The sequence below is a fragment of the Pseudooceanicola onchidii genome, from assembly GCF_004959925.1.
In the GTDB taxonomy this organism is placed as follows: Bacteria; Pseudomonadota; Alphaproteobacteria; order Rhodobacterales; family Rhodobacteraceae; genus Pseudooceanicola; species Pseudooceanicola onchidii.
Window position 1 is genome coordinate 99,053 of record NZ_SPUW01000002.1, and the last position, 21,562, is coordinate 120,614.

25 protein-coding genes are annotated in these 21,562 nt (G+C 63.5%); 17 read left to right on the top strand and 8 right to left on the bottom strand.

Annotated elements, in window-relative coordinates; genetic code table 11:
• Positions 1 to 337 precede the first annotated feature (337 nt).
• Entirely contained in the window at positions 338 to 1,978 is a 1,641-nt protein-coding gene (locus tag E4S58_RS08355) for an alkaline phosphatase family protein (RefSeq protein WP_136635961.1), read from the top strand.
• 234 nt (positions 1,979 to 2,212) lie between these two features.
• Here the strand turns inward: E4S58_RS08355 and E4S58_RS08360 are convergent, their stop codons facing one another.
• The 4 genes from E4S58_RS08360 to E4S58_RS08375 all read right to left on the bottom strand — a co-directional run bounded on the left by E4S58_RS08360 (position 2,213) and on the right by E4S58_RS08375 (position 5,259).
• Positions 2,213 to 3,001, bottom strand: a complete 789-nt coding sequence (locus E4S58_RS08360) for an SDR family oxidoreductase (protein WP_136635962.1) — start codon at positions 2,999 to 3,001, stop codon at positions 2,213 to 2,215.
• 57 nt (positions 3,002 to 3,058) lie between these two features.
• Complete coding sequence (locus E4S58_RS08365; RefSeq protein ID WP_136635963.1) at positions 3,059 to 3,835, bottom strand: enoyl-CoA hydratase; 777 nt, start codon at positions 3,833 to 3,835, stop codon at positions 3,059 to 3,061.
• A gap of 66 nt (positions 3,836 to 3,901) precedes the next feature.
• Positions 3,902 to 4,753: a bifunctional DNA-formamidopyrimidine glycosylase/DNA-(apurinic or apyrimidinic site) lyase gene (mutM, locus tag E4S58_RS08370; RefSeq protein ID WP_136635964.1), complete on the bottom strand. Its 852-nt coding sequence runs from the start codon at positions 4,751 to 4,753 to the stop codon at positions 3,902 to 3,904.
• 8 nt (positions 4,754 to 4,761) lie between these two features.
• Positions 4,762 to 5,259 carry a hypothetical protein gene (locus tag E4S58_RS08375; RefSeq protein ID WP_136635965.1) on the bottom strand — a complete coding sequence of 166 codons (498 nt, stop codon included), beginning with the start codon at positions 5,257 to 5,259 and terminating at the stop codon, positions 4,762 to 4,764.
• 100 nt (positions 5,260 to 5,359) lie between these two features.
• Between E4S58_RS08375 and ubiE the strand changes: the two genes are divergently transcribed.
• Positions 5,360 to 6,106: a bifunctional demethylmenaquinone methyltransferase/2-methoxy-6-polyprenyl-1,4-benzoquinol methylase UbiE gene (gene ubiE / locus E4S58_RS08380; protein WP_136635966.1), complete on the top strand. Its 747-nt coding sequence runs from the start codon at positions 5,360 to 5,362 to the stop codon at positions 6,104 to 6,106.
• A complete protein-coding gene (ubiB, locus tag E4S58_RS08385; protein ID WP_136635967.1) occupies positions 6,106 to 7,641 on the top strand; it encodes a 2-polyprenylphenol 6-hydroxylase in 1,536 nt (511 codons plus the stop codon). Before ubiE ends, ubiB begins: the two co-directional genes overlap by 1 nt.
• On the opposite strand, the gene E4S58_RS08390 is transcribed toward ubiB, so the two are convergent.
• From E4S58_RS08390 to E4S58_RS17880, 3 genes are all read right to left on the bottom strand, one after another.
• Positions 7,622 to 8,485: a phosphotransferase gene (locus tag E4S58_RS08390; protein ID WP_136635968.1), complete on the bottom strand. Its 864-nt coding sequence runs from the start codon at positions 8,483 to 8,485 to the stop codon at positions 7,622 to 7,624. The two genes, ubiB and E4S58_RS08390, sit on opposite strands and share 20 nt — an antisense overlap.
• 61 nt (positions 8,486 to 8,546) lie before the next feature.
• Positions 8,547 to 9,194 (bottom strand): flagellar hook capping FlgD N-terminal domain-containing protein, encoded by a 648-nt coding sequence (locus E4S58_RS08395; RefSeq protein ID WP_136635969.1) that lies wholly within the window; start codon positions 9,192 to 9,194, stop codon positions 8,547 to 8,549.
• A 3-nt stretch (positions 9,195 to 9,197) separates the two neighbouring features.
• Complete coding sequence (locus tag E4S58_RS17880; protein WP_169052640.1) at positions 9,198 to 10,247, bottom strand: flagellar hook-length control protein FliK; 1,050 nt, start codon at positions 10,245 to 10,247, stop codon at positions 9,198 to 9,200.
• Positions 10,248 to 11,962: 1,715 nt separating this feature from the next.
• On the opposite strand from E4S58_RS17880, the gene E4S58_RS08405 reads away from it, so the two are divergent.
• The 6 genes from E4S58_RS08405 (at position 11,963) to E4S58_RS08430 (ending at position 16,016) form a co-directional block, all read left to right on the top strand.
• Entirely contained in the window at positions 11,963 to 12,241 is a 279-nt protein-coding gene (locus E4S58_RS08405) for a rod-binding protein (protein ID WP_136635971.1), read from the top strand.
• Positions 12,234 to 12,584 (top strand): hypothetical protein, encoded by a 351-nt coding sequence (locus tag E4S58_RS08410; RefSeq protein WP_136635972.1) that lies wholly within the window; start codon positions 12,234 to 12,236, stop codon positions 12,582 to 12,584. The genes E4S58_RS08405 and E4S58_RS08410 overlap by 8 nt, the downstream gene beginning before the upstream one ends.
• A gap of 209 nt (positions 12,585 to 12,793) precedes the next feature.
• A complete protein-coding gene (locus E4S58_RS08415) occupies positions 12,794 to 14,344 on the top strand; it encodes a flagellin N-terminal helical domain-containing protein (RefSeq protein ID WP_136635973.1) in 1,551 nt (516 codons plus the stop codon).
• Positions 14,345 to 14,419: 75 nt separating this feature from the next.
• Positions 14,420 to 14,794, top strand: a complete 375-nt coding sequence (flaF, locus tag E4S58_RS08420) for a flagellar biosynthesis regulator FlaF (protein ID WP_136635974.1) — start codon at positions 14,420 to 14,422, stop codon at positions 14,792 to 14,794.
• On the top strand, positions 14,794 to 15,198 hold the full coding sequence (gene flbT, locus E4S58_RS08425) for a flagellar biosynthesis repressor FlbT (protein ID WP_136635975.1): 405 nt from the start codon (positions 14,794 to 14,796) through the stop codon (positions 15,196 to 15,198). Before flaF ends, flbT begins: the two co-directional genes overlap by 1 nt.
• On the top strand, positions 15,195 to 16,016 hold the full coding sequence (locus E4S58_RS08430) for a DUF1217 domain-containing protein (RefSeq protein WP_136635976.1): 822 nt from the start codon (positions 15,195 to 15,197) through the stop codon (positions 16,014 to 16,016). The genes flbT and E4S58_RS08430 overlap by 4 nt, the downstream gene beginning before the upstream one ends.
• Here the strand turns inward: E4S58_RS08430 and E4S58_RS08435 are convergent, their stop codons facing one another.
• Complete coding sequence (locus tag E4S58_RS08435) at positions 16,017 to 17,429, bottom strand: FliI/YscN family ATPase (protein ID WP_136635977.1); 1,413 nt, start codon at positions 17,427 to 17,429, stop codon at positions 16,017 to 16,019.
• Positions 17,430 to 17,514: 85 nt separating this feature from the next.
• On the opposite strand from E4S58_RS08435, the gene E4S58_RS08440 reads away from it, so the two are divergent.
• Genes E4S58_RS08440 through flgH form a run of 8 tightly spaced genes read left to right on the top strand, consistent with a single transcriptional unit; the run spans position 17,515 to position 21,550 of the window.
• A complete protein-coding gene (locus E4S58_RS08440; RefSeq protein WP_136635978.1) occupies positions 17,515 to 17,901 on the top strand; it encodes a FlgB family protein in 387 nt (128 codons plus the stop codon).
• A 3-nt stretch (positions 17,902 to 17,904) separates the two neighbouring features.
• Positions 17,905 to 18,297 carry a flagellar basal body rod protein FlgC gene (flgC, locus tag E4S58_RS08445; RefSeq protein WP_136635979.1) on the top strand — a complete coding sequence of 131 codons (393 nt, stop codon included), beginning with the start codon at positions 17,905 to 17,907 and terminating at the stop codon, positions 18,295 to 18,297.
• Positions 18,298 to 18,309: 12 nt separating this feature from the next.
• Positions 18,310 to 18,597 carry a flagellar hook-basal body complex protein FliE gene (gene fliE / locus E4S58_RS08450; RefSeq protein ID WP_136635980.1) on the top strand — a complete coding sequence of 96 codons (288 nt, stop codon included), beginning with the start codon at positions 18,310 to 18,312 and terminating at the stop codon, positions 18,595 to 18,597.
• A gap of 3 nt (positions 18,598 to 18,600) precedes the next feature.
• The gene (locus tag E4S58_RS08455; RefSeq protein ID WP_136635981.1) at positions 18,601 to 18,870 is read left to right on the top strand and encodes a flagellar biosynthetic protein FliQ; all 270 of its coding nucleotides are present in this window, start codon (positions 18,601 to 18,603) and stop codon (positions 18,868 to 18,870) included.
• Between the two features lie 2 nt (positions 18,871 to 18,872).
• Positions 18,873 to 19,583 (top strand): flagellar hook-basal body complex protein, encoded by a 711-nt coding sequence (locus E4S58_RS08460; protein ID WP_136635982.1) that lies wholly within the window; start codon positions 18,873 to 18,875, stop codon positions 19,581 to 19,583.
• Positions 19,584 to 19,595: 12 nt separating this feature from the next.
• Positions 19,596 to 20,381, top strand: coding sequence for a flagellar basal-body rod protein FlgG (gene flgG, locus E4S58_RS08465; RefSeq protein WP_136635983.1), 786 nt, complete (start codon positions 19,596 to 19,598; stop codon positions 20,379 to 20,381).
• Positions 20,378 to 20,794: a flagellar basal body P-ring formation chaperone FlgA gene (flgA, locus tag E4S58_RS08470; RefSeq protein WP_420821277.1), complete on the top strand. Its 417-nt coding sequence runs from the start codon at positions 20,378 to 20,380 to the stop codon at positions 20,792 to 20,794. The genes flgG and flgA overlap by 4 nt, the downstream gene beginning before the upstream one ends.
• A 27-nt stretch (positions 20,795 to 20,821) precedes the next feature.
• Positions 20,822 to 21,550 carry a flagellar basal body L-ring protein FlgH gene (gene flgH / locus E4S58_RS08475; RefSeq protein ID WP_136635985.1) on the top strand — a complete coding sequence of 243 codons (729 nt, stop codon included), beginning with the start codon at positions 20,822 to 20,824 and terminating at the stop codon, positions 21,548 to 21,550.
• Positions 21,551 to 21,562 lie beyond the last annotated feature (12 nt).

Genomic DNA, 21,562 nt, shown 5'->3' on the forward strand with positions numbered 1-21,562 from the left:
CGCCTCTGACACCCGTGCTGCCGGCATCACTTATTCACAACATGTATACGGGTACGACCTTAATCTGGATCAATGGTCCGACGGAAGCCGCGTTTCCCTTTGCATCATACTATCCTACCGGAATAATTGAAATTTGGCCATTCCGCATTGGCGCCCGGCGCAATCGACGCGCGCCCCCTTTTCCAGCAAAACAAGGGATCTGGTGGCGCTGGAACCGCGCGGCATCGACGCCGATCACGAAGCCGTGAATTCTTGTGGCATCCCGACTGCATCGGCGTCCCGCTTGGCATCGCGCGGTCAGGATGCCTAACTGCGCTGCATCAAGGGGGGGATCGCCATGAACATCCTGTTCGTCATGTATGACCAGCTGAGGTTCGATTACCTCTCCTGTGCCGGGCATCCGACGCTGCAAACCCCCAATTTCGACCGGGTAGCGGCGCGCGGGGTCCGCTTTACCCAGGCGCATGTGCAATCGCCGGTCTGCGGGTCGTCGCGCATGTCCTTCTACACCGGGCGCTATGCCTCGTCCCACGGGGCGCAGTGGAACGGGTTTCCCCTGCGGGTGGGCGAGATCACGTTGGGTGATCACCTGCGCAAGCTCGGCATGGGCTGCTACCTGATCGGCAAGACGCACATGGTCGCCGACGCCGAGGGGATGGAACGCCTGGGCCTGGCCCCCGACACGGTGATCGGCGCGCGGCAGTCCGAATGCGGCTTTGACGCGGTGGTGCGCGATGACGGGCTTTGGGGCGAAGGGCCGGACGGGTTCTATGACCGCAAGCGCAGCCCCTACAACGAATTCCTGAAATCCAGGGGCTATCCGTCCGACAACCCCTGGGCCGATTTCGCCAATGCCGGGCTGTCGGGCGACGAAATCGCCTCGGGATGGTTCTTCCGCAACGCCGACAAACCCGCCAACATCCGCGAAGAGGACAGCGAGACCCCCTGGCTCACCGATCGCACGCTGGATTTCCTGCGCGACGCGACCGGCCCCTGGTGCGCCCATGTCAGCTATATCAAGCCACACTGGCCCTACATCGTGCCCGCGCCCTACCATGACATGTATGGCCCCGACGACGTGCTGCCCGCCCGCCGCGATCCCGGCGAACGCGTCGATCCACATCCCGTCTATGCCGCCTTCATGGGCAACAAGATCGGCCAAAGCTTTTCCCGCGACGAGGTCCGCGCCAAGGTCATTCCCGCCTACATGGGCCTGATAAGGCAATGCGACGATCAGCTGGGCCGCATCCTCGACCATCTCGAGGCGACCGGGCAGATCGACGACACGATGATCGTGCTGACCTCGGATCACGGCGATTACCTGGGCGATCACTGGCTGGGCGAAAAGGACCTGTTTCACCAGCAGTCGGTCAAGGTGCCGCTGATCATCTCGGACCCCCGGCCCCAGGCCGAGGCCACGCGCGGCACCACCTGCGATGCCCTGGTCGAGGCGATCGACCTGGCCGCCACCTTTGTCGAGACCGCGGGCGGCGCCGTGCCCGACCACATCATCGAAGGTCGATCCCTTCTGCCATTTCTGCACGGACAGAAGCCCGCAACATGGCGCGAGGTCGTGATTTCCGAATACGACTATTCCGTCACGCCGATGCGGGCGCAGTTGGGCGTCGACAGTCGCGATGCGCGGCTTTTCATGGTGTTCGACGGCCGGTGGAAGATGATCCATGCCGAAGGCGGCTTCCGCTCCATGCTGTTCGACCTGGCGACCGACCCCGACGAATATCACGACCTCGGCGCCGATCCCGCGCAGGCCGATCAGATCGCGCGGCTTTATGGCCACCTGCACGCCTGGGGCCTGCGCCTGTCGCAGCGGGTCACCCGGTCCGAGGCGGATCTGGAAAAGATGCGCGGGCGCGGCGCGCGGGTCGGCATCCTGCCCTTCCTCTACGACGGATCCGAGGTGCCCGACGCCCTGACCGCCAAGTATCGCGGCAAGTCCAAGGGCGATTTCCGCGACTGACACCGGGCGGAGCTGTAACGGTTTGGAAAGGGTTGGTCAGGCGCCCCCTGCCAAAGGGGCGCGCGTCCTGCCCCGAACGGACCGCGCAAACCGCCGGGGCGTTTTGCGCGGCTCTGCCCGTTTCGCAGGCAAAGCCCCCGGCAGCACCCCTTCGATAAGCTGAGCTAATGGATTCCGAAATTCATTAGCGCTACTTATGACGTCAGGATTTCCCCTAAGAATCAGCGCCTTGAATCAGGTCTCGCGAAACCCGCGCTGGAACTTGGCCATCCCGCCGATCCAGCGCCCATAGTTGGCCGCTTTCGCCTCGATATACTCTTGCACCTGCGGGTGCGGCAGGATCAGGAACTGGTCGTTCCGGATGCCGTCCAACGCGCTTTCGGCCACGGCCTCGGCGGTCAGAACCCCGTCGCCGGATTGCGGCCCGCTGTCGCCGATCCCGCTGAGCATGGGGGTCGCAACCCCTTGAGGACAAAGGATAGATACGCGAATTCCCTCGTCCTTGTGGGAAATGGCAAGGTTCTCGGCAAAGCCCACGGCGGCGTGTTTCGTGGTCGAATAGGTGGCGCTGCCGATCTGGCTTAGCAGGCCTGCCGCGCTGACCGTGTGCAGGAAATATCCGCCACCGCGCGCGATCATCCGGGGCACCAGCACCCGGGCCGCGTGGACATGCGCCATGACATTGACCTCCCAGGCCAGCTGCCACTCCTCCGCCGTCGCGCCGGCCGCGTTTTCCACTTTAAGATCAAAGGCATTGGCGATGCCGGCGTTGGAACACATCAGATCCACCGGGCCCTCATCGGCCTCGATCCGGTCGATCATCGCCTCGATCGCCGCGGCATCGCGCACGTCGACCTGCAGCCCCGTGCCGCCGATCTCATCCGCCACCGCCCGGGCGTTGTCGCCATTCAGGTCACAGACGCAGACATGCTTGGCCTCGGCGGCATGTAATGCCCGTGCCAGCGCCGCGCCGATCCCCTGGCCACCGCCGGTGACGATGGCAACCTTGCCCTTGATCTCCATGGTTCCCTCCCCCGGAACGCTTTGATTTTACGGGCGGAACCGTGTCCGCCCGTCGCCTTATCTGTCGCGGAACTGCGGCTGGCGTTTTTCGAGGAAGGCGTTCATGCCCTCGGTCTGGTCGTCCGTCGCGAAGAGCGAATTGAACACCCGGCGCTCGAACAGAAGGCCTTCGGTCAGCGGGGTTTCATAGGCACGGTTGACCGCCTCCTTCACCGCCATGACGGAGATCATCGACTTCTCGGCAATCTTCGTGGCCGCGCCCAGCGCCTCTTCCATCAGCTTCTTGGCAGGCACCACCCGCGACACGAGGCCCGAGCGTTCGGCTTCTTCGGCATCCATGAAGCGACCGGTCAGGTTCATGTCCATCGCCTTGGATTTGCCGACAAATCTGGTCAGGCGCTGCGTCCCGCCGATGCCCGCGATGACGCCAAGGTTGATCTCGGGCTGGCCGAACTTGGCGTTGTCCCCGGCGATGATGAAATCGCACATCATGGCCAGTTCGCAGCCACCACCCAGCGCATATCCCGCCACGGCAGCGATGATCGGCTTGCGGACACGAAGGATGGCGCCGGTTTCCTCGGTGAACAGATCACCCGCGAAAACGTCGACGAAGGACTTCTCGGCCATCATCTTGATGTCGGCGCCGGCGGCAAAGAACTTCTCGGATCCGGTCAGGATGATGCAGCGGACTTTTTCGTTGGCCTGTGCGGCAGTTAGCGCATCCGCCAGTTCGCCCAGAAGGTCGGTGTTGAGGGCGTTCATTGCGTCGGGGCGGTTCAGTTTGACTGTCGCCACGCCGTCTTCGATGTCGACGATAATCGTCTCGTAAGCCATGGGGTAAGGGCCGTCTGTTGTGAGTGTCAGAAGCGATTCACTAACAGCTTGCCCCTTCGGATCAAGCTATCTTTGACATTGCGGACAGTAGAAGGACGACCGGCCCGACTGCACGACCCGTCGAATCGTGGCCTCGCAGCCGGGGGTGCGGCAGGGCGCGCCCTCGCGCCCGTAGACATCGAAATTGTGTTGGAAATAGCCCAGTTCGCCGTCCGCCTGCCGATAATCCTTGAGCGAGGATCCCCCCGCCGCGATCGCCTCGGCCAACACGTCGCGAATGATCGGGACCAGCGCGGCAAGACGGGGCGTGGCGATCCGGTCAGCCCGGCGCGTGGGGGCGATCCCGGCGCGGAACAGTGCCTCGCAGACATAGATGTTGCCCAGCCCGGCGACCAGTTTCTGATCCAGCAGCGCGGTCTTGATCGGGGTGCGGCGGGGCTTCACCGCGGCGATGAAGTAGTCCTCGTTGAAGGCATTGCCGAGCGGTTCCGGCCCAAGGGCCGCCAGCAGGGGGTGGCTTTCGGATTCAACCGTCGACATCAGGTCCATCGCACCGAAGCGCCTGGGATCGTTGAAGGTTATCCGCGCGCCAGACGCCATGTCGAAGACCACGTGGTCGTGTTTTTCGGCCTGCGGGTGGTCATGCACGAACTGACCAAGCGGATCGCCCGAGACCGTCATGCGGCCGGACATGCCCAGATGGATCAGCAGCGTTTCCCCCCGGTCGAGGTCGGCCAGGATGTACTTGGATCGCCGCCGCAGACGTTCGATCCGCGCGCCGGTCAGCCGTTCGGACATCCGTTCGGGGAAGGGCCAGCGCAGGTCGGGGCGGTTGACATGGGCCTGGGCGATGACCTCGCCCTCCATCACCGGGGCAAGGCCGGTGCGAACGGTTTCGACCTCGGGCAATTCGGGCATGGGGCGGCCTAGTAGTAGGGCTGCGCCTCAAGCAGGGCCCGGCGCAGGGTGTTGCGACCACTGAGGTATTTCAGAAGCCAGCAGCCTTCGCCACCCTGAAACCGCAGGCCCCAGGTGCCATGCAGGTTGTCGCGCACCTCGATCAGGCGTGTCAGGTCATAGTCCTGCGTGCGGAAATTCGGTCCCATCACCGTCAGGTCCGACCCCTTCAAAGTCGCGCGGAACTGCCAGACATAGGCGTTCAGCCAAGCGAGCGACGGCATCAGGATCAACCCGCCGATCACGCCGTAGACCGACACTTGCGCGACCTCGGCCACCCGGATCAGCACGATCAGCGTCGACAGCGCCGCGATGACCCGGATCGGGATCGCGACCTCGTGAACGCTGCGTCCGGCGTCGCGCGCGATCTCAAGCCCCTCGGAGGAGAGGCGGCTGAACATCCGCATGAGCACCGCCAACAGTGCGATGGCCATGCCCAGCATGGCGTATGACAATACCTGCTCCATACCGCTTCGGTCCTTTGATGCGCCGATTTGACGGTTTGTGTCTCGCGCCCACATATGGCAGGGAACTGAGGCTTTTCTTAGGCAGGGTAAACCACCTTCCATGACCGATCAGAACACGACGCATTTCGGGTTTGAAACCATCCCCGAGGATCAGAAAGCCGGGAAGGTTCAGGGGGTCTTCTCTTCTGTCGCCTCGAAGTACGACGTCATGAACGACGCGATGAGCCTGGGCATCCACCGCATCTGGAAGGACGCGATGATGGATTGGCTGGCACCCCGCGCCGGGCAGCGTCTGCTGGATGTCGCGGGTGGGACCGGCGATATCTCGTTCCGGTTTCTCAACCGTGCGGGGTCGGGCCATGCCACGGTGTGCGACCTGACCGAACCGATGCTGGTCGCGGGGCGCAAACGGGCCGAGGCGGCGCAGATGGCCGACAGCCTGGACTGGGTGGTGGGCGACGCGATGGCCCTGCCCTTTGCCGACAGCACCTTCGATGTCTACACGATCAGCTTCGGCATCCGGAACGTGACCCGGCCGCTTGAGGCGCTGAAAGAGGCCTACCGCGTGTTGAAACCCGGCGGCCGTCTGATGGTTCTGGAATTTTCGCAAATTCCGACACCGGCGCTGCAATGGGCCTATGATCGCTACTCCTTCAACTTGATCCCGCTGCTGGGACAGGTGATCGCAAACGACCGAGACAGCTATCAGTACCTGGTCGAATCCATCCGCAAGTTTCCCGATCAGAATACCTTCCTTGGCATGTTGCGCGAGGCCGGGTTCGAACAGGCGAAATACCGCAACCTGACCATGGGGATCGCGGCGCTTCATTCGGGCTGGAAGATCTGATGCGCGGCCCGCACAACATCTGGCGGCTGGTCCGCACGGGCGCCACGCTGGAACGGACCGGCGCGATGAAGGTGATCCTTGATGCGTACGACGCACCGCCGTTGTTGCGCATGGCCGCCCGGGTGGCCGGATGGCCGTTTCAGTGGTTGGGCCACAAGGGCGATCCGTCCATGCCGCCCGCCACCCGCGCCCTGTCGGCGCTCGGACCTGCCTACATCAAGTTCGGGCAGATCCTGTCGACGCGGCCCGATCTTGTCGGGGAAGACCTGGCGACACAGCTGCGCGTCCTGCAGGACCGTCTGCCCCCGTTTTCCCGCGACGTCGCGCAGAAGATGGTCGAGGCCGAACTGGAACGGCCACTTGATACTGTCTTTTCTGAATTTTCAGAACCTATCGCCGCGGCCTCGATCGCGCAGGTGCACAAGGCCCGCCTGACCGAGACCGGTGAAGAGGTTGCGGTCAAGGTTCTGCGCCCCGGCATCGAGCGCGCGTTCCACAAGGACGTCGACGCCTTCTATCTTGCCGCCTCGATCATCGAATTCCTGTCTCCGGCGTCGCGCCGCCTGCGCCCTTCGGAGGTGGTCGAACACTTCGATGGCGTGGTGCGCGGAGAGCTGGACCTTAGGCTGGAGGCCGCGAGCGCCTCGACCTTTGCGTCCAATACCGAGGGGGACGAAAGCTTTCGCCTGCCCGCGATCCGCTGGCAGGAAAGCGGCCGCCGCATCATGACCATGACCTGGGCCGAGGGCGTGTCGCTTGGTGACAATGCCGCGCTGGATGCGGCCGGGCATGACCGCGCGAAGCTGGGCGAACATGTGCTGACGCTGTTCCTGAACCATGCACTTCGGGATGGGTATTTCCACGCCGACATGCACCAGGGCAACCTGAAGGTCGCCGCGGACGGGGCGATCATTGCCTATGATTTCGGGATCATGGGCCACATCGACGAATACACCCGCCGCGTATACGCCGAGATCCTCTATGGCTTCATCAAGCGCGATTACATGCGCGTCGCGATGGTGCATTTCGAGGCCGGCTACGTCCCGGCCGATCAGGATGTCGACGAATTTGCCCGCGCCCTGCGCGCCGTCGGAGAGCCGATCTTCGGCATGGATGCCACCCGCATCTCGATGGGACGTCTTCTTTCATATCTTTTCGACGTGACTGAAAGATTTGGAATGGAAACCCGGACCGAGCTGATCCTGCTGCAGCGCACCATGGTTGTCGTCGAAGGCGTCGCCCGGTCGCTGTCGCCACAGATCAACATCTGGGAGGTCGCGCGCCCCGTTGTCGAAGACTACATCCGCCGCAGTCTTGGCCCCGTGGCGCTGGCCCGCGACCTGAAGAAGACGGCCGAGGTCCTGACACGTTTCGGCCCCCGCCTGCCGATGCTGGTGGAACGCAGCCTGATGCATCAGATGGCCCAGATTGAGCAGCGCCGACCGGCACCGTCACGGGCGCGATACCTGTGGCTGGGCGCGGGCGGCGTGATCGGAGCGGCTGTCGCGGTCGGGGCTATGGCACTGCTCGCCTGAGCGCGTCGAGCTCCAGATCCGCCCCGCGGGCCGTTGCCACCCGCCCGTTTTCAAGCGACCACATCGCATAGGCCGCCATCCTGAGATGGTGGAACGGCGCAAGCCTGCGGTAACGCTGGACGACATCCGGATCAGGATAGGCGGCCAGGAATGTCGCGGCCGCGTCGCTTGGCAGCGCCACCCCGTAGGCGGACTGCATCGACGGCGACAGCACCATCGCAAGATCTTCGGCCGGGTCGCCCAAGGCAGGGCATTGCCAGTCGATCATAATTGGTCCCTTCGCCCCCTGCACCACGTTCGCGGCGACCGGATCGGTGTGGATGAACACCGGGTCAACAGCGACCACGTTCGGCGCAGACCGAAGGTCACGCAAGGCCCCGGTCAGGTCCGGATAGGACTTTGACAGTCGTGCCATCAGATCCTGGGTCTGCGCCAGAATCGCATCCGACCCTCCTGGAAGCCGACGCAGTCCGATCGGCGGCGCGGTCCGATGGACGCGGTGCAAGGCAGTCGCCAATCCGGCCAAGTCATGAAACCCCGAAGGACCAGGTTGGAATTCATAGATCAGTGCGGCGCCAAAGACCCCTTCCAGATGTGCAATCAGCCGTGGCGCCAGACCATCGGGACCCAGGGCCCGCAACGCGGCCTCTTCGGCCTTCGGGTCGTTGGGAAACAGGGGGGTCGCGAACCGCGGTTCATAAAGTTTGACCACATGATCACCGACCCGCCAGACGCGATTGGTCAACCCGCCAGTCAGCGGCTGCCATGCCGCGCTTGGCAGCGACGCCTCTACGGCCTCAACCAGTGAGGGCGGCGGGCAGGATTTCGGCGGGGCGTGATACATCGGGCTGGTCCGGCTCCGGTCGATTGAACCGGGATAAGCCAGCACATGCCGTCACGCAAGGTCAGCGCAGCCCGATGACATCCGCAGCCAAGATCGTGGCACCGCCCGACAGGATCAGCCGCGTTTCCGTGCCCATGCGCCGCGCCTCGACGACCTGAGAATAGCTGGGCACGGGGTCGGTCGACAGGATCTCTCCGTCGGCCGAGCTTTCAAGTTCGAAGGTGTAATGCCCATAGGCGGCAGTCGAACCGGACATGGTCGTGCCATCCCAGTCAAAGGGGTCTTCGGTCAGTGGCAGGTCGATGCGGTCGACGACCGATCCCTTGCTATCTCTGATGACCAGAACCGCCCGATCGGCCGCAGCGGGCGGATCGGGGTTCAGCGTCACGGGGCCGCCTTCGAAGACGGAGCCAGAGGTGCTCAGCGCCTCCATCCCGACCCAGCCGGCAAGGTCGCTCATCCCCGACAGTTGGATGCGGTTCGCCAGATCCTCGAGGTGGTTGTTGGTCAGAACCTGTTGTTCCACCGAGGAAAAAGTCGCCAGCTGAACGGCGTAATCGGCCGAATCGACGGGGTTCATCGGATCCTGGTTCCGAAGCTGGGTCGACAGCATCTTGAGGAAGGTTTCGAAATCCGAACTGATGACCGCCTTGTTTTGCGAGGCAGGTTTGGAAGCTGTCGAGGTCGGCGTCGTGCTGTTGATTTCCATGGGTTATATCCTGATGTCCATGCCGCTCTTGGCGGTTTTGAGAACGGAGCGCTGGACCTGTTCGACCGGTTCGTTTGCGGGCGTGTCGCCAAACGGGTTTCCACCGCCCCCGGAGCCACGCTGATCGGCAGTTTCCTGTCCAAAGGCGAAATCAAGGGTTCCGTAGCCAAGGTCGCGGTATTGATCGGCCAGCAGGTCGATGTTCTTCCGCATGAGATCCAGCGTCTCGGGACGTTCGGCTGTGATCATCAACGTCAGTCCGGTGTCGGAGGTCGTCAGCTGCATCCGAACGCGCCCCAACTCCTCGGGGCTCAGCGCGATTTCGACGGGCCCACCAGGTAGATGCCGCGCCACTTGAGCAACCTGATCTGCCACGCGCGCGGCCAGGTCGGACTGTGGAGCCATAGACGGTCGAGGGGCCGCGTGGGAGGTCGTGCCATGGCTGGTTTCTCGGATCGCGTCGGGGTGCAGATCAGGCTGATCGGCGATCGTGAGCTCGAATGGCACCTCGGGTGAAACCGCATTGCCTGCAGTGGGTTGCGGCGCGTTCAGGGGAAAGACAGTCGACATCGCTTTGGCTTGACGCTGCGTGTCATTCGACGGGATTGTCTTTGCCGCATCTTCCGGGATTTCTTTGCGGGGTGCCAACTTCGCCCGGTCGGCAGCGGCGACCGGGCGTCGCAGCTGGGGCTCGGCCGGAACCAGCGGCGACGTGGTCGGATGTGTCGCCTCTTGTTTCTGGCTTGGCAGCGTTTCCCGGTTCGCAGATTGAGCGGTGTGGTCCGACCGCTGATCACGCACCTCGGCGGATACCGCCGCGCCGTGAGTCTCAGCCTTGGCGGGCGGTTGATCAACTTCGCTGCGCACCATTGTCACCCGATCTGTAGCCGTGGTCATGGTGATCGGGGCCGGGGCGTGTTTCACGGTCATGACCTGGCTGGTCGCTGCTGCAGGTGCGCCTTCGACATCCGCGGCCACCGGCTGCACGCGCGGTGTGTCGGAAAACAGCGGTTTGCTTGCTGTTGGCGCCGGAGAGGTGATCCGGGAAGGCATTGCGTGCGGTTCCTGTCTGGTCGCGCCAGCTTTGAGGCCCTGAGGCTGAGACTCGAACCGACCCACGTGCACAGGGTCTTGCCGGGCGTCCGCCCGCGTTTCTGGAGTATTGCTCGGCATGGGGCGCACCGGCGCCGGGTCATCCGCCGGGACAGGTCGGACCACACGTGATGCGGCATTCGGCGAAGCTCGCGTCTGGTCCGTACTCTGACGGGTCGAAGCGTCGGCGCGCGGGTCGAACCGGGCTGTTCCGCCCTCGAAATCATGCGTCGCAGGATCGCGGGGGCCTTCGCGGTCACGGTTGGGCCCCGAGGTCTTGGTCGCGAAAGACGTATCCTGTGTCCCCGGCACTCGGGACGCGGGCAGATCTTCGCGTTGTGCAGGGAGGGGGCTGCTATCGGGCACTTTGGCCGCTGGCGGATGTGACATGACCACCCCTCGGTTCCCGCCCGGGGCTTGAGCAAAGGTGTGCTGTGGCTGATGCGTTTTCTCGGCACGGCCACGGACAGTCGTGGCCGGTGTCCACCGGCGGTCCGGACCGGCCGTCGGCGGCTGGACGGTTGGCCTGGGATCTCCGTCAGCCTCGCGCGTCGCTGGAACGCCGTCGGCGGCAATTTGAGGTCGCGGGTCTGGTGCCTGGGACCCCGTGGCACCGGCATGGTCGTTTTGTATCCCCGGCATCATTTTGGCATTGGGCGCGACCAGCTGCGCAGCGTGGCGGTCGGCAGGAGGATGGCCCGTGTGGATCGTTCGGCTGGCCGTTTCCACCCGGGTGTCAGTTGGTGACGCGGGGGGGACAAAGGCACGATTGCGCACCGACGTGGCTTTATGAAAGGCCAGGCCCGGCTCGTTACCCAACGGAGGGGACGTCCATTCAGCAACCTGCGGGCCGGTCCGCGGCTCACTGGATCGGGCTGCCGGAGAATCCGGTTCAGGGTGTGCCTTTACCGTATCGGCGCCGATCGGGGAATCGTACCTGGGTGCAGGATTTGAGACAGGCTCGTCGATGGGTTTGGACGCAGGTCCGTCGATGGTTATTGAGCGAAAATCGACTGAACCTTGCGAGGGCGCCATCCGATGACGCTGCGCCGGGCCCCTGCCGTCAGTGGCCGGTAAGGAAACCTGTCTCACCGGAGCTGAGGCCACGTCATCGCTGATGGGTTTCGCCAGCGGCACCTCAACTGCCCCTGCGAACCTTGCCGAATGATCGGCGTCGCGCGAACGAGACCAGGCGTCACTTCTGGACGCCTCGCCACGGGGTGATTCCTGTTGCTCGACTATTGCATTTCGGGATCGGCGCTCGGCTTGAGGCCTGGCTTCCTGACCCTCAAACTCAACCGTAGTTTTATCCTTTTCTTCTCCGTTTGATCCTGAATCGCGAATCGCGTCTTCGTCAAACTCGACATCGCCGGAGTCCGGCGAATCCTCGGATTTGGTGGACGGTTGAGCCTGCCGTCGGGTCTGCGGATCGCTTGAGCCACCCTTCGGCGGCCCGTCCTGCGCGATCAAGAAAACCTTTTCAAAATCAACATCTCCCGCCTTGTCAGCCACGGGGGGGCGCATCGGCGTCTTGCCGGTCAGTACGGTCAAAAGGTCAGTTTTCATGTCGGCCTCGGGAATTCTTCCGGTCGGGGCCGACTATCCGGGAATTCAGTTACTCATCCTTTACCGGTTCACGGCAAAATCCAGCAATCTGATGAGAATTGGAGAGATTGATGACCCCTGATCCAATCGCGACAACGGCATCGCGGCAACCCACGGTGCGCGATCAGCAGTTGCGCCGCGCGGCCGAAGACCTCGAAGCCACGTTCCTGTCGGAAATGCTGAAGTCTGCAGGCCTTGGCGAAAGCAGGTCGGCCTTCGGCGGAGGCGCGGGGGAAGAACAGTTCGCGTCGATGCTGCGCGATGAACAGGCCCGACAAATGGTGAAATCCGGGGGAATCGGTCTGGCCGAGACCCTTTTCCATTCGCTGAAGGAGCGGAATGATGACTGAGACCACATTGTATGAATCCCTCGATGCCCTGCTGGAGCGGGAGCGGTCAGCGCTGATCAATGGCGACCTCGCGTCGATCGGTGACCTGCTGGCCGAAAAAGAGGCCTTGATGGAGCGCCTGGCCCTGGAAGGCGGGTCCGAGAAACAGGCGCTGGAACGGTTGCAGGGCAAGGCCGTGCGCAACCAGGCACTTCTGGACAGCGCGCTGCGTGGCATCCGCACGGTGGCGACCCGGTTTGCGACCCTTCGGCGCATTCGAAAGACGTTGGAAACCTACGACGAACACGGCCACAAAAGCGCGCTTCCCGCGATCACCGAAAACAAGGTGGAACGCCGGGCCTGAAGGATTTTGAATCAAATCCGATGAATATGGCTAGCCCTGCTTAGGTTTCCATTAGGGTCTCGCGGTCAAGGTGCCCCTGCATCCGAAAGGGTGGCGCGGCACCGGGACGAACCCGGTTCCTGCACACGTCAGAACGACAGTCTTACCCGTCCCGAACGGGGCGGATCGCGAAACGGGCGCAAAGCGCTCAAGACTCAAGGAACCAGTATATGTCCAGCATTCTGACCAACAACAGCGCCATGGTGGCCCTGCAGACCCTGAAGTCGGTCAACAAGTCCATGGGCGAAACGCAGAGCCAGATCTCCACCGGCATGCGCGTCGCTTCCGCCAAGGACAATTCCGCCGTCTGGGCCATCTCCAAGGTGATGGAATCCGACGTGAAGGGCTTCAAGGCGATCTCCGAGAGCCTGTCGCTTGGCGAATCCACCGTTGCCGTCGCACGCAACGCGTCTGAAACCGTGACCGAGCTGCTTCAGGACATGAAGGGCAAGATCATCTCGGCCAATGAAAGCAACGTCGACCGCAACAAGCTGCAGACCGACATCGACGCCCTGACCGACCAGATCAAATCCGTTGTCGGCGCGGCGCAATTCAACGGTCTGAACCTTCTGTCCGGCTCGGAAGACGTGAATGTTCTCAGCTCGCTCGACCGGGCGAACGACGGGACCGTGTCGTCCTCGGACATCACGGTCGCGCGTCAGGACCTGACCTTCGACGCCGGTGTCATGGGCACGGGCGCGACCCTGGGGGGCAACGTGGCCGCAACGCTTGGCTCCAACAGCCTCGCCGGTGTCGCGGGCACGGAATTCTCCAGCTCCGGCAACACGATGACGGTTCAGCTGGCCGCAGTGACCGCGGGCGCGAGCAACACCTACAACCTGCAGGTCGCGGGTGAGACGGTGACCTTCACCTCGGCAGCTTCGGGCAACACTGCAGACAGCGTCGCCGCAGGCCTGACCGCCGCCCTGTCGGCTGCCGGGATCGAAGACATCACCGCCAGCGTCGCAACCGACACGATCACCATCACCTCGACCTCCAAGTTCGACGATGTGGAAGTCAACCTGTCGACCTCCGACTCTGCCGTAACGGCCAACGTCAACGGTGGTGGCGCGGGCGGCGCCGGTGCGGGCTTCACGGGCGAAACGATCGACTCCCGCGCCTCCGAGGTTGCCTTCTCGGCCACTGCGGCCGTCAGCGAGGGTGACGGCTATCGCGTAACCATCGACGGCACCAACTACGACTATGTCGCCGGCAAGAACGAAACGTTCGAAGACGTCGCCAACGGCCTCAAGACCGTGATCGACGGCGCCGGGCTTGACGGTATCTCCTCCAAGGTGACCTACGACTCGGCCAACTCCCAGTATGTTCTGCAGCTGGACAACGACGGCGCCGACGTGTCGCTGGCCGTTGACGGGAACGCGGGTGGTACCGCAACAGGTGGTCTGTCCGGCCTCGATGATCTCGATGTCACCAATGATCAAGGTGCGGCTGCGGCGCTGACCAACATCGAGACCTTCATCGACACCTCGATCGACGCGGCCGCCGCCTTCGGTTCCGTTCAGGGCCGTATCGAAACCCAGTCGGAGTTCATCGGCAAGCTGACCGATAGCCTCAAGTCCGGGATCGGGTCGCTGGTCGACGCGAACATGGAAGAGGTGTCGGCCCGCCTGCAGGCCCTGCAGGTTCAGCAGCAGCTGTCGATCCAGGCCATGTCGATCGCCAACCAGGCGCCGCAGGCTCTGCTCTCGCTCTTCCGGTAAGGGCCCTTGGGCGGGCCGCATAATGGGCCCGCCCTTCGCCGCCCCGACCCTTATTGATACCCGGAAGGACAGAACGTGACCGTACATTCCCTGGCGCAGCGCGCCTATAGTGAGGCCGCGGCGCCCACTCGGACCCCTCGTGGCACCGAATACGACGTCATGGCGCGCGTGACACACCGGCTGATCGCCGGTGCCCGCAAAGGCCGCAAAGGCTTTGCCGAACTTTCCCGTGCCATTCACGACAACCGGCAGCTTTGGACGATCCTTGCTGCGGATGTCGCCGACACCGCCAATCCCCTGCCCCAGGACCTGCGCGCCAGGATTTTCTACCTGGCCGAATTCACCCAGGTTCACAGCCGGAAGGTCCTGCGCCGCGAGGCGACCGTGGCCCCGCTGATCGAAGTCAACACCGCCGTGATGCGCGGCCTCAGGAAAGATGGAGGAGCGTAATGGGCGGACTTGTCCTGAAACTTGGTCCGAAGGAACGGGTCCTGATCAACGGTGCCGTGATTGAAAACGGCGACCGCCGGTCGCGTCTGTCGATCATGACGCCGAACGTCAACATCCTGCGCCTGCGCGATGCGATCCACCCGGATGATGCCAACACGCCGGTGCGGCGCGTCTGCTACCTGGCGCAGCTTGTGCTGACCGGCGATGCCGATGCCGAGGACACCGAACTGCAACTTCTGCGCCGGATTGAGGAATTGAGTCAGATCCTCACGGATCACGACAGCCGCAAATTGCTGACAGATGCGACCCAGGCCGTCCTGGCCAGCGAACACTACAAGTGTCTCAAGGCCCTGCGTGCCCTTCTTCCACGCGAAGAACGCCTGCTGAGCCCGAGGTTGGCATGACCTACCAACCGATCCTCGCGGGCAGCGGCATCGTCGGCTGGAACATCCTCAACAAAACGATGGATGTGCAGCGGAAGACCTTCGATGCTAGCCCCCAGATCGTGCGGGACACCGACTATTTCGAAGCCAAAATCGGTGAGATCAAATCGGCGGAGGAGCTTGTCTCCGACCGCCGCCTCCTGCGGGTTGCCCTTGGGGCGTTCGGGCTGGGCGATGACATCAACAACAAGGCGTTCATTCAGCGCGTGCTCGAAGGTGGCACCATCGACGATGATGCGCTGGCCAACAGGCTGACCGACAGCCGCTACAAGGCCTTCGCCAAGGCGTTCGGTTTCGGTGATTTCGATACGCCAAGTACCGTACTGTCCGACTTCGGACCCAAGATCACCGAGAAATTTCGCAGGCATAGCTTCGAGATCGCGGTCGGAGAGCAGGACGACTCCCTGCGTCTTGCCCTCAACGCCGAGCGCGAGATCGTGGACCTCGCCGCGCGTAAGGTGTCGAATACCACGAAATGGCTGCAGATCATGGGCACGCCCGCCCTGCGTCAGGTCTTCGAGGGCGCGCTTGGGATGCCTTCAAGCTTTGGCCAGTTGGACATCGACCAGCAGCTTGAGATCTTTCAGGACCGGGCCGATCGGCAACTTGGAACGGCGGAGGTCTCGGAATTGGCGGATCCCGAGATGATGACGAAGCTTGTTCAACGGTTCCTTCTGCGCAGCCAGGTCAGCGAATTCCAAACTGCCAGCTCTGGCAGCATCGCCATTTCGATGCTGCAGGGGGCGGTCAGCTTGGCAAAGTCCTTCAGGGCCGGGTGATCAGCCGCCAACCTTCGGCAGAGCAGGCGGCTGGCCTTCACGTCGCGGCGCTGCCGGACGTGTGGCATGCGACTGTGACGCCGGACGCGCGGTGCCCGAGCGACGCAGGATCAACCGCAACCGGTTGAAAGAATTGGTCGTGTTCTGCGCCTCTTTCTCCGACAGGAACCCGTCCAGCTCGGGGTAGGCGCGGATCGCCGCGTCCAAATCTGGATCGCTGCCTTCGGAATAGAGGCCTGCGCGAATCATCAGTTCGTTCTGCGCATAGGCCCCAAGAAGCTTTCGGGCATGGCCGATCGCCTCGTTCTCCTGATCATCGGCGGCGGCGGGCAGGCTGCGCGACACGGATCGCAACACGTCGATTGCCGGAAAGCGCCCCCGCTCGGCTATCTTGCGGTCCAGAACCACGTGCCCGTCCAGGACCCCACGCAGGATATCCGCGATCGGTTCCTCCATGTCGGACCCCGCCACGAGTACCGACAAAATTGCCGTAATCGTTCCGCTGCCTTCGGTCCCCGGCCCCGCCCGTTCACAGAGCTGCATGATGGTATGCGAGGTCGAGGCGGGATAGCCCCGCAGCGCCGGGGCTTCACCCGCCGCAACGGCGACTTCGCGGTGCGCTTCGGCGAACCGGGTGATGCTGTCCGCCAGGAACAGGACGTGCTTGCCCTGGTCGCGGAAGTGTTCGGCCACCGACATTGCCGTCCAGGCACAGCGGCGGCGCACCAGAGGCGACCTGTCCGACGTGGCAGCAACGACAACCGCGCGCGCCATCCCCAGATCGCCAAGGGCGTCGGTGACGAAATCCTTCAGTTCCCGCCCGCGTTCGCCGATCAGCGCGATGACGACGACATCGGCCTCCATCCGACCGGCAAAATGCGCGAGCAGGCTGGATTTCCCGACACCGGATCCGGCGAAGAGCCCGATTCTCTGGCCATCGACGATCGGCAACATGGTGTTGAAAACGGCCATCCCGGTCTCAAGCCGCGCGCCCAACCGGCCGCGGGTCGCGGGGGCCGGCGGCGCGGCGCGCAATGCCCGGGGGGCGTGACCGCGCATCAACGGGCGTCCATCCAGCGGTTCGCCGTAGGGGTCGATGACGCGACCGATCCATCCGTCATGCGGCGCGATTCGGGCCGGGCCGATCAGCGTCACGCGGTCGCCGCGGGCGATACCATCCGTGGAATCGTCAGGAAGAACAGTGAGATGATCGCCATCGATGCGGATCACCTCTCCGCCCAGAAAGGTGCCGTCACTGCGCGCGACCCGCACCTGATCGCCCATGCTGGCGGTGGCGCCAAGCCCGGCGATGCGCAGCGCCGCGCCTTCCACCCCATCGATCCGGCCGATCCGGCGGATCGGTGACAGGTTTTCAAGTTCGGCCTTCAGGCCAGCCAGGGCGTTCTGCTGCATCTTGCGATTCCTTCGTTCGGCACAAACGGTTTCTAAAGGAATCGGAGTTAAGCCTTGATTGAAACCAATCGAGGGAGAAACCCCGATGTTCAAATCGATAGACGTCCTCCGCATGGCCTCTGCCATGGCTTCGCATGCCGGGAAACGCCAAGGGGTCATTGCGGCCAACATGGCCAATGCCGACACGCCCGGATATCGCGCCCGCGATGTCACCCCCTTTACCGAAATGTATCGGTCAAAGGGCGCGACCCGCATGCAGGCGACCCGGGCGGGCCACATGTTTGGTGGCGGCTCCACGTCCCAGCCGGACGTCATCTTCGCCGACAGCAGCGATTCCAGCCCGAACGGCAATACCGTGTCGCTGGAGGAACAGATGCTCAACGGCGTCGAGGTCCGCAAGCAACACGACCGCGCGCTGGCGATCTATCGCAACGGCATGACCGTTTTGCGCGCCTCCCTCGGGCGGAGGTAACCCATGTCTGATTTCAAGAATTCCCTGGCGGTATCGGCCAGCGGGCTGAAAGCCCAGGCGCAGCGTCTGCGCCATGTGTCGGAAAATATCGCGAATGCTGATACCCCGGGATACCGGCGGAAAACCGTGCCGTTTGAAAACGTTGCGGCCGCCGATGGTGCCGCGGGACTGGTGAAGACGGGTCGGGTGAAACTCGACCGGTCGCCGCTGGCGCAGGTCTATGACCCGACGCATCCCCTTGCCGGTCCGACCGGTCACTACGATGGATCAAACGTCGACCTGGTGATCGAGATCGCTGACGCGCGCGAAGCGCAGCGCAGCTACGAAGCAAACCTCAAGATGTTCGAACAGTCGCGGCAAATGTCGTCAGACCTGATGGGACTTCTGCGCAGATAAGGAACCTCCAGAATGGATATTCGTGCGATCAACGCGGCCCAGAAATACGCAAATTCGCGGGCTGCAACCGACCCGACCGGCGTCCCCGGCGCTGGATCGGTCCTTGGTACTGCCATGTCGGATTTCGCCTCCACCCTGCAAGAGGGTGAGACGCTGGCGAAGGCCGCCATGGTCGGCCAGGCGGACCCCCATGCGCTGGTGCAGGCGCTGAGCCAGACTGAACTGGCCGTCGAAACCGCCGTCACCGTGCGCGACAAGGTGGTCGAGGCCTATCAGGAAATCCTGCGAATGCCGGTCTGAGCCATGATGGAAGAGGTCATCTTCTTCGACACACTCCGGCAGGGGCTTTGGGTCGCCGTGGTCACCTCGGTCCCGATCCTGACGGTGGCGCTGGTCGTCGGCCTCGCCATAGGTCTCTTCCAGGCGCTGACATCGGTGCAGGAAATGACCCTGACCTTCGTGCCCAAACTGGTCGCCATCGTAGGGGTCTTCTGGATCTCGATGGGGTTCATGACCCAGACGCTGGTGTCGTTTTTCCACGACCAGATCATCCCGCTGATCATCGGAGGCTGAAGATGCAGAACACGACCTATACGACGCTGACCCGTCAGGTGGGCCTGATGCGCGAAATGCAGGTGGTCGCCAACAATATCGCCAATGCGGCAACCACCGGGTTCCGGCAGGAGGGCGTGATTTTTTCCGAATTCGTGCAGCCCGTGCCCAACGGCCCGTCGGTGTCCATGGCGACCGCGCGGGTGCACGACACCTCGATGGTGCAGGGCACGCTGACACAAACCGGCGCGAGCTTCGACTTCGCGATCGAGGGCGACGGGTTCTTCCTGATTGAAACACCGCAAGGTGAGCGACTGACCCGTTCGGGCAGCTTTTCACCCTCGGCTGAGGGCGATCTTGTAACCAACGATGGCTATCGCGTGCTGGATGCCGGGGGGGCGCCGATCTTTGTGCCTGCCGAGGGGCAGATCATGGCCGCCTCGGACGGCACGCTGTCGGTGAACGGGCAGCCGCTGGCGCAGATCGGTGTCGTCCAGCCGACCGACCCGCTGGAGATGCGGCGGGAAGGCGGGGTGATGTTCGACCCCGTTGCGGGCTTTGAACCCGTTGAAAACCCGCACGTCGCGCAGGGGTTTCTTGAAGGATCCAACGTCGATCCGGTCGGACAGATCGCGCGGATGATCAGCGTCCAGCGCGCCTATGAAATGGGGCAGAGCTTTCTGGATGCCGAGAACGAGCGCCTGCGCTCTGCCATCCAGACGCTCATGAAATAAGGAGAGAGGCCGATGAGAGCCCTGAAGATCGCGGCCACGGGCATGGCCGCTCAGCAGATGCGGGTCGAGACGATCTCGAACAACCTGTCGAACATGTCCACCACCGGGTACAACGCCCGGCGCGCCGACTTTGCCGACCTGCACTATCAACAACTTGCACGTGCGGGCACGATCAATTCGGCCGATGGCACGGTGCTGCCGACGGGCATCCAGCTTGGCCTTGGTGTGCGGCCCGCGGCCGTGTCCATGCAGCTGGCCCAGGGGGCGCTGTCGCAAACCGGCGGCGACCTGGACGTGGCGATCGAGGGCAAGGGATACCTTGAAGTCACGCTGCCGTCGGGCCAGGCCGCCTTTACCCGCGACGGCGCGTTGAAGCGCAACGGCGAAGGGTTGATCGTGACCTCGGACGGCTATCCGGTCGCGCCCGAGGTGGTGATCCCCCCCGACACGCGGTCGATCGCGATCAATCCGAACGGAGAGATCTACGGCTACTTCGACGCAGGCACGCCTGCGCAGCTGCTGGGTCAGCTGAACATGGCGGGTTTCAGCAACCCCAAGGGGCTCGAGGCGATCGGGTCGAATCTGTTCACCGAAACCGAGGCCTCTGGGCCCGCCAACGTCTCGACCCCCGGGCTCGACGGGCTGGGTACGGTTCGGCAGGGGTACCTTGAGGACAGCTCTGTCGACGCGGTGCGTGAGATCACCGAACTGATCGAGGCGCAGCGCGGATACGAGCTGAACGCCAAGGTGATTTCCGCCGCGGATCAGATGCTTGGCGCCACGACGCAGATCCGATGATGATACGCCTGATCGCCTTTCTCACCTGCCTGGCCGCACCTGTTGCGGCGGATACGGTCGTGGCCACACGCACGATCCGGCCGCAGTCGATCCTCACCGCCGCCGACCTGGCGGTGCAGGACAGCGACTTTCCCGGTGGTTTCACCGGGCCGGATGCGCTGATCGGCCAGGAGACCCGGGTGGTCCTTTATGCCGGGCGACCCGTGCTGCCCGAAGACATCGGACCCCCGGCCCTGGTGGAACGCAACCAGATCGTGACACTCGCCTATGCGCGATCCGGGCTCAACATCCGGCTCGAAGGGCGGTCGCTGGCCCGCGCCGGGGTCGGAGAGAAAGTTCGGGTGATGAACCTGCAATCCCGCGCGACCCTGACCGGGCGCGTCCAGGACGACGGCACCGTCGTCGTCGAATGAAACATCAATATCATCAAGGAGGATGCGATGCGTCGCCTGACTCTTGTTGCGCTGTCGCTCAGCCTTCTCACCGCCTGCGGACGCCAGGATCACCTTGGCAAGGAACCCAGCTTCACGCCCTCGATGAAAAGCCTGGAGCATGCCGCAATGATGGATCCCGGCCTGCCGTTCAGCACCGAGAAAGAGCCGCTGGTCCATTCGGCCTCGCTTTGGAACAACCATCCGCAGTCGCTGCTGGGGGATCGGCGGGCGATGCGGCGCGGTGACATCCTGACCGTGGTGGTTGAGATTGACGACAAGGCCGAGATTTCCAATTCCACAAGCCGGTCGCGCAGCGGCAGCGAAAGCCTGTCGGTCCCGCAACTCTTTGGAATTCCCCAGATCGTTGACCGTGTACTGCCCGAAGGCGCGACATCGGCCAATGCGGTCGAGCTTGGATCTTCGTCCGACGCGAGCGGGGATGGATCCGTCCGGCGCAACGAAAAACTGACCCTGCGGATCGCCGCCACCATTGTCGAGGTCCTGCCAAACGGCGTGCTGCATATCGAAGGCGCGCAGGAGGTGCGCGTGAACTTCGAACTGCGCGAACTTGTCTTGTCCGGCTATGTCCGGCCCGAGGATATCTCGCGCCAGAACGAGATCACCTACGACAAGATCGCCCAGGCCAAGGTGTCCTATGGCGGGCGCGGGCAGATCACCGACATGCAGCAACCGCGGATCGGCCAGCAGGTCGTCGACGCGGTCCTGCCGTTCTGACGGAGGCACGAG

Bases quoted from the DNA above. Each gene is read 5' to 3' on its own strand.
- flbT (WP_136635975.1), top strand. From the start codon at position 14,794: ATGGGCGGACTTGTCCTGAAACTTGGTCCGAAGGAACGGGTCCTGATC.
- E4S58_RS08430 (WP_136635976.1), top strand. From the start codon at position 15,195: ATGACCTACCAACCGATCCTCGCGGGCAGCGGCATCGTCGGCTGGAAC.
- E4S58_RS08360 (WP_136635962.1), bottom strand. From the start codon at position 3,001: ATGGAGATCAAGGGCAAGGTTGCCATCGTCACCGGCGGTGGCCAGGGG.
- mutM (WP_136635964.1), bottom strand. From the start codon at position 4,753: ATGCCCGAATTGCCCGAGGTCGAAACCGTTCGCACCGGCCTTGCCCCG.
- flgA (WP_420821277.1), top strand. From the start codon at position 20,378: ATGATGATACGCCTGATCGCCTTTCTCACCTGCCTGGCCGCACCTGTT.
- E4S58_RS08440 (WP_136635978.1), top strand. From the start codon at position 17,515: ATGTTCAAATCGATAGACGTCCTCCGCATGGCCTCTGCCATGGCTTCG.
- E4S58_RS08390 (WP_136635968.1), bottom strand. From the start codon at position 8,485: ATGTATCACGCCCCGCCGAAATCCTGCCCGCCGCCCTCACTGGTTGAG.
- fliE (WP_136635980.1), top strand. From the start codon at position 18,310: ATGGATATTCGTGCGATCAACGCGGCCCAGAAATACGCAAATTCGCGG.
- E4S58_RS08405 (WP_136635971.1), top strand. From the start codon at position 11,963: ATGACCCCTGATCCAATCGCGACAACGGCATCGCGGCAACCCACGGTG.
- flgG (WP_136635983.1), top strand. From the start codon at position 19,596: ATGAGAGCCCTGAAGATCGCGGCCACGGGCATGGCCGCTCAGCAGATG.
- E4S58_RS08435 (WP_136635977.1), bottom strand. From the start codon at position 17,429: ATGCAGCAGAACGCCCTGGCTGGCCTGAAGGCCGAACTTGAAAACCTG.
- E4S58_RS08355 (WP_136635961.1), top strand. From the start codon at position 338: ATGAACATCCTGTTCGTCATGTATGACCAGCTGAGGTTCGATTACCTC.
- flgH (WP_136635985.1), top strand. From the start codon at position 20,822: ATGCGTCGCCTGACTCTTGTTGCGCTGTCGCTCAGCCTTCTCACCGCC.
- E4S58_RS08415 (WP_136635973.1), top strand. From the start codon at position 12,794: ATGTCCAGCATTCTGACCAACAACAGCGCCATGGTGGCCCTGCAGACC.
- E4S58_RS17880 (WP_169052640.1), bottom strand. From the start codon at position 10,247: ATGCCTTCCCGGATCACCTCTCCGGCGCCAACAGCAAGCAAACCGCTG.
- E4S58_RS08375 (WP_136635965.1), bottom strand. From the start codon at position 5,259: ATGGAGCAGGTATTGTCATACGCCATGCTGGGCATGGCCATCGCACTG.
- ubiB (WP_136635967.1), top strand. From the start codon at position 6,106: ATGCGCGGCCCGCACAACATCTGGCGGCTGGTCCGCACGGGCGCCACG.
- ubiE (WP_136635966.1), top strand. From the start codon at position 5,360: ATGACCGATCAGAACACGACGCATTTCGGGTTTGAAACCATCCCCGAG.
- E4S58_RS08455 (WP_136635981.1), top strand. From the start codon at position 18,601: ATGATGGAAGAGGTCATCTTCTTCGACACACTCCGGCAGGGGCTTTGG.
- flgC (WP_136635979.1), top strand. From the start codon at position 17,905: ATGTCTGATTTCAAGAATTCCCTGGCGGTATCGGCCAGCGGGCTGAAA.
- E4S58_RS08395 (WP_136635969.1), bottom strand. From the start codon at position 9,194: ATGGAAATCAACAGCACGACGCCGACCTCGACAGCTTCCAAACCTGCC.
- E4S58_RS08410 (WP_136635972.1), top strand. From the start codon at position 12,234: ATGACTGAGACCACATTGTATGAATCCCTCGATGCCCTGCTGGAGCGG.
- E4S58_RS08460 (WP_136635982.1), top strand. From the start codon at position 18,873: ATGCAGAACACGACCTATACGACGCTGACCCGTCAGGTGGGCCTGATG.
- E4S58_RS08365 (WP_136635963.1), bottom strand. From the start codon at position 3,835: ATGGCTTACGAGACGATTATCGTCGACATCGAAGACGGCGTGGCGACA.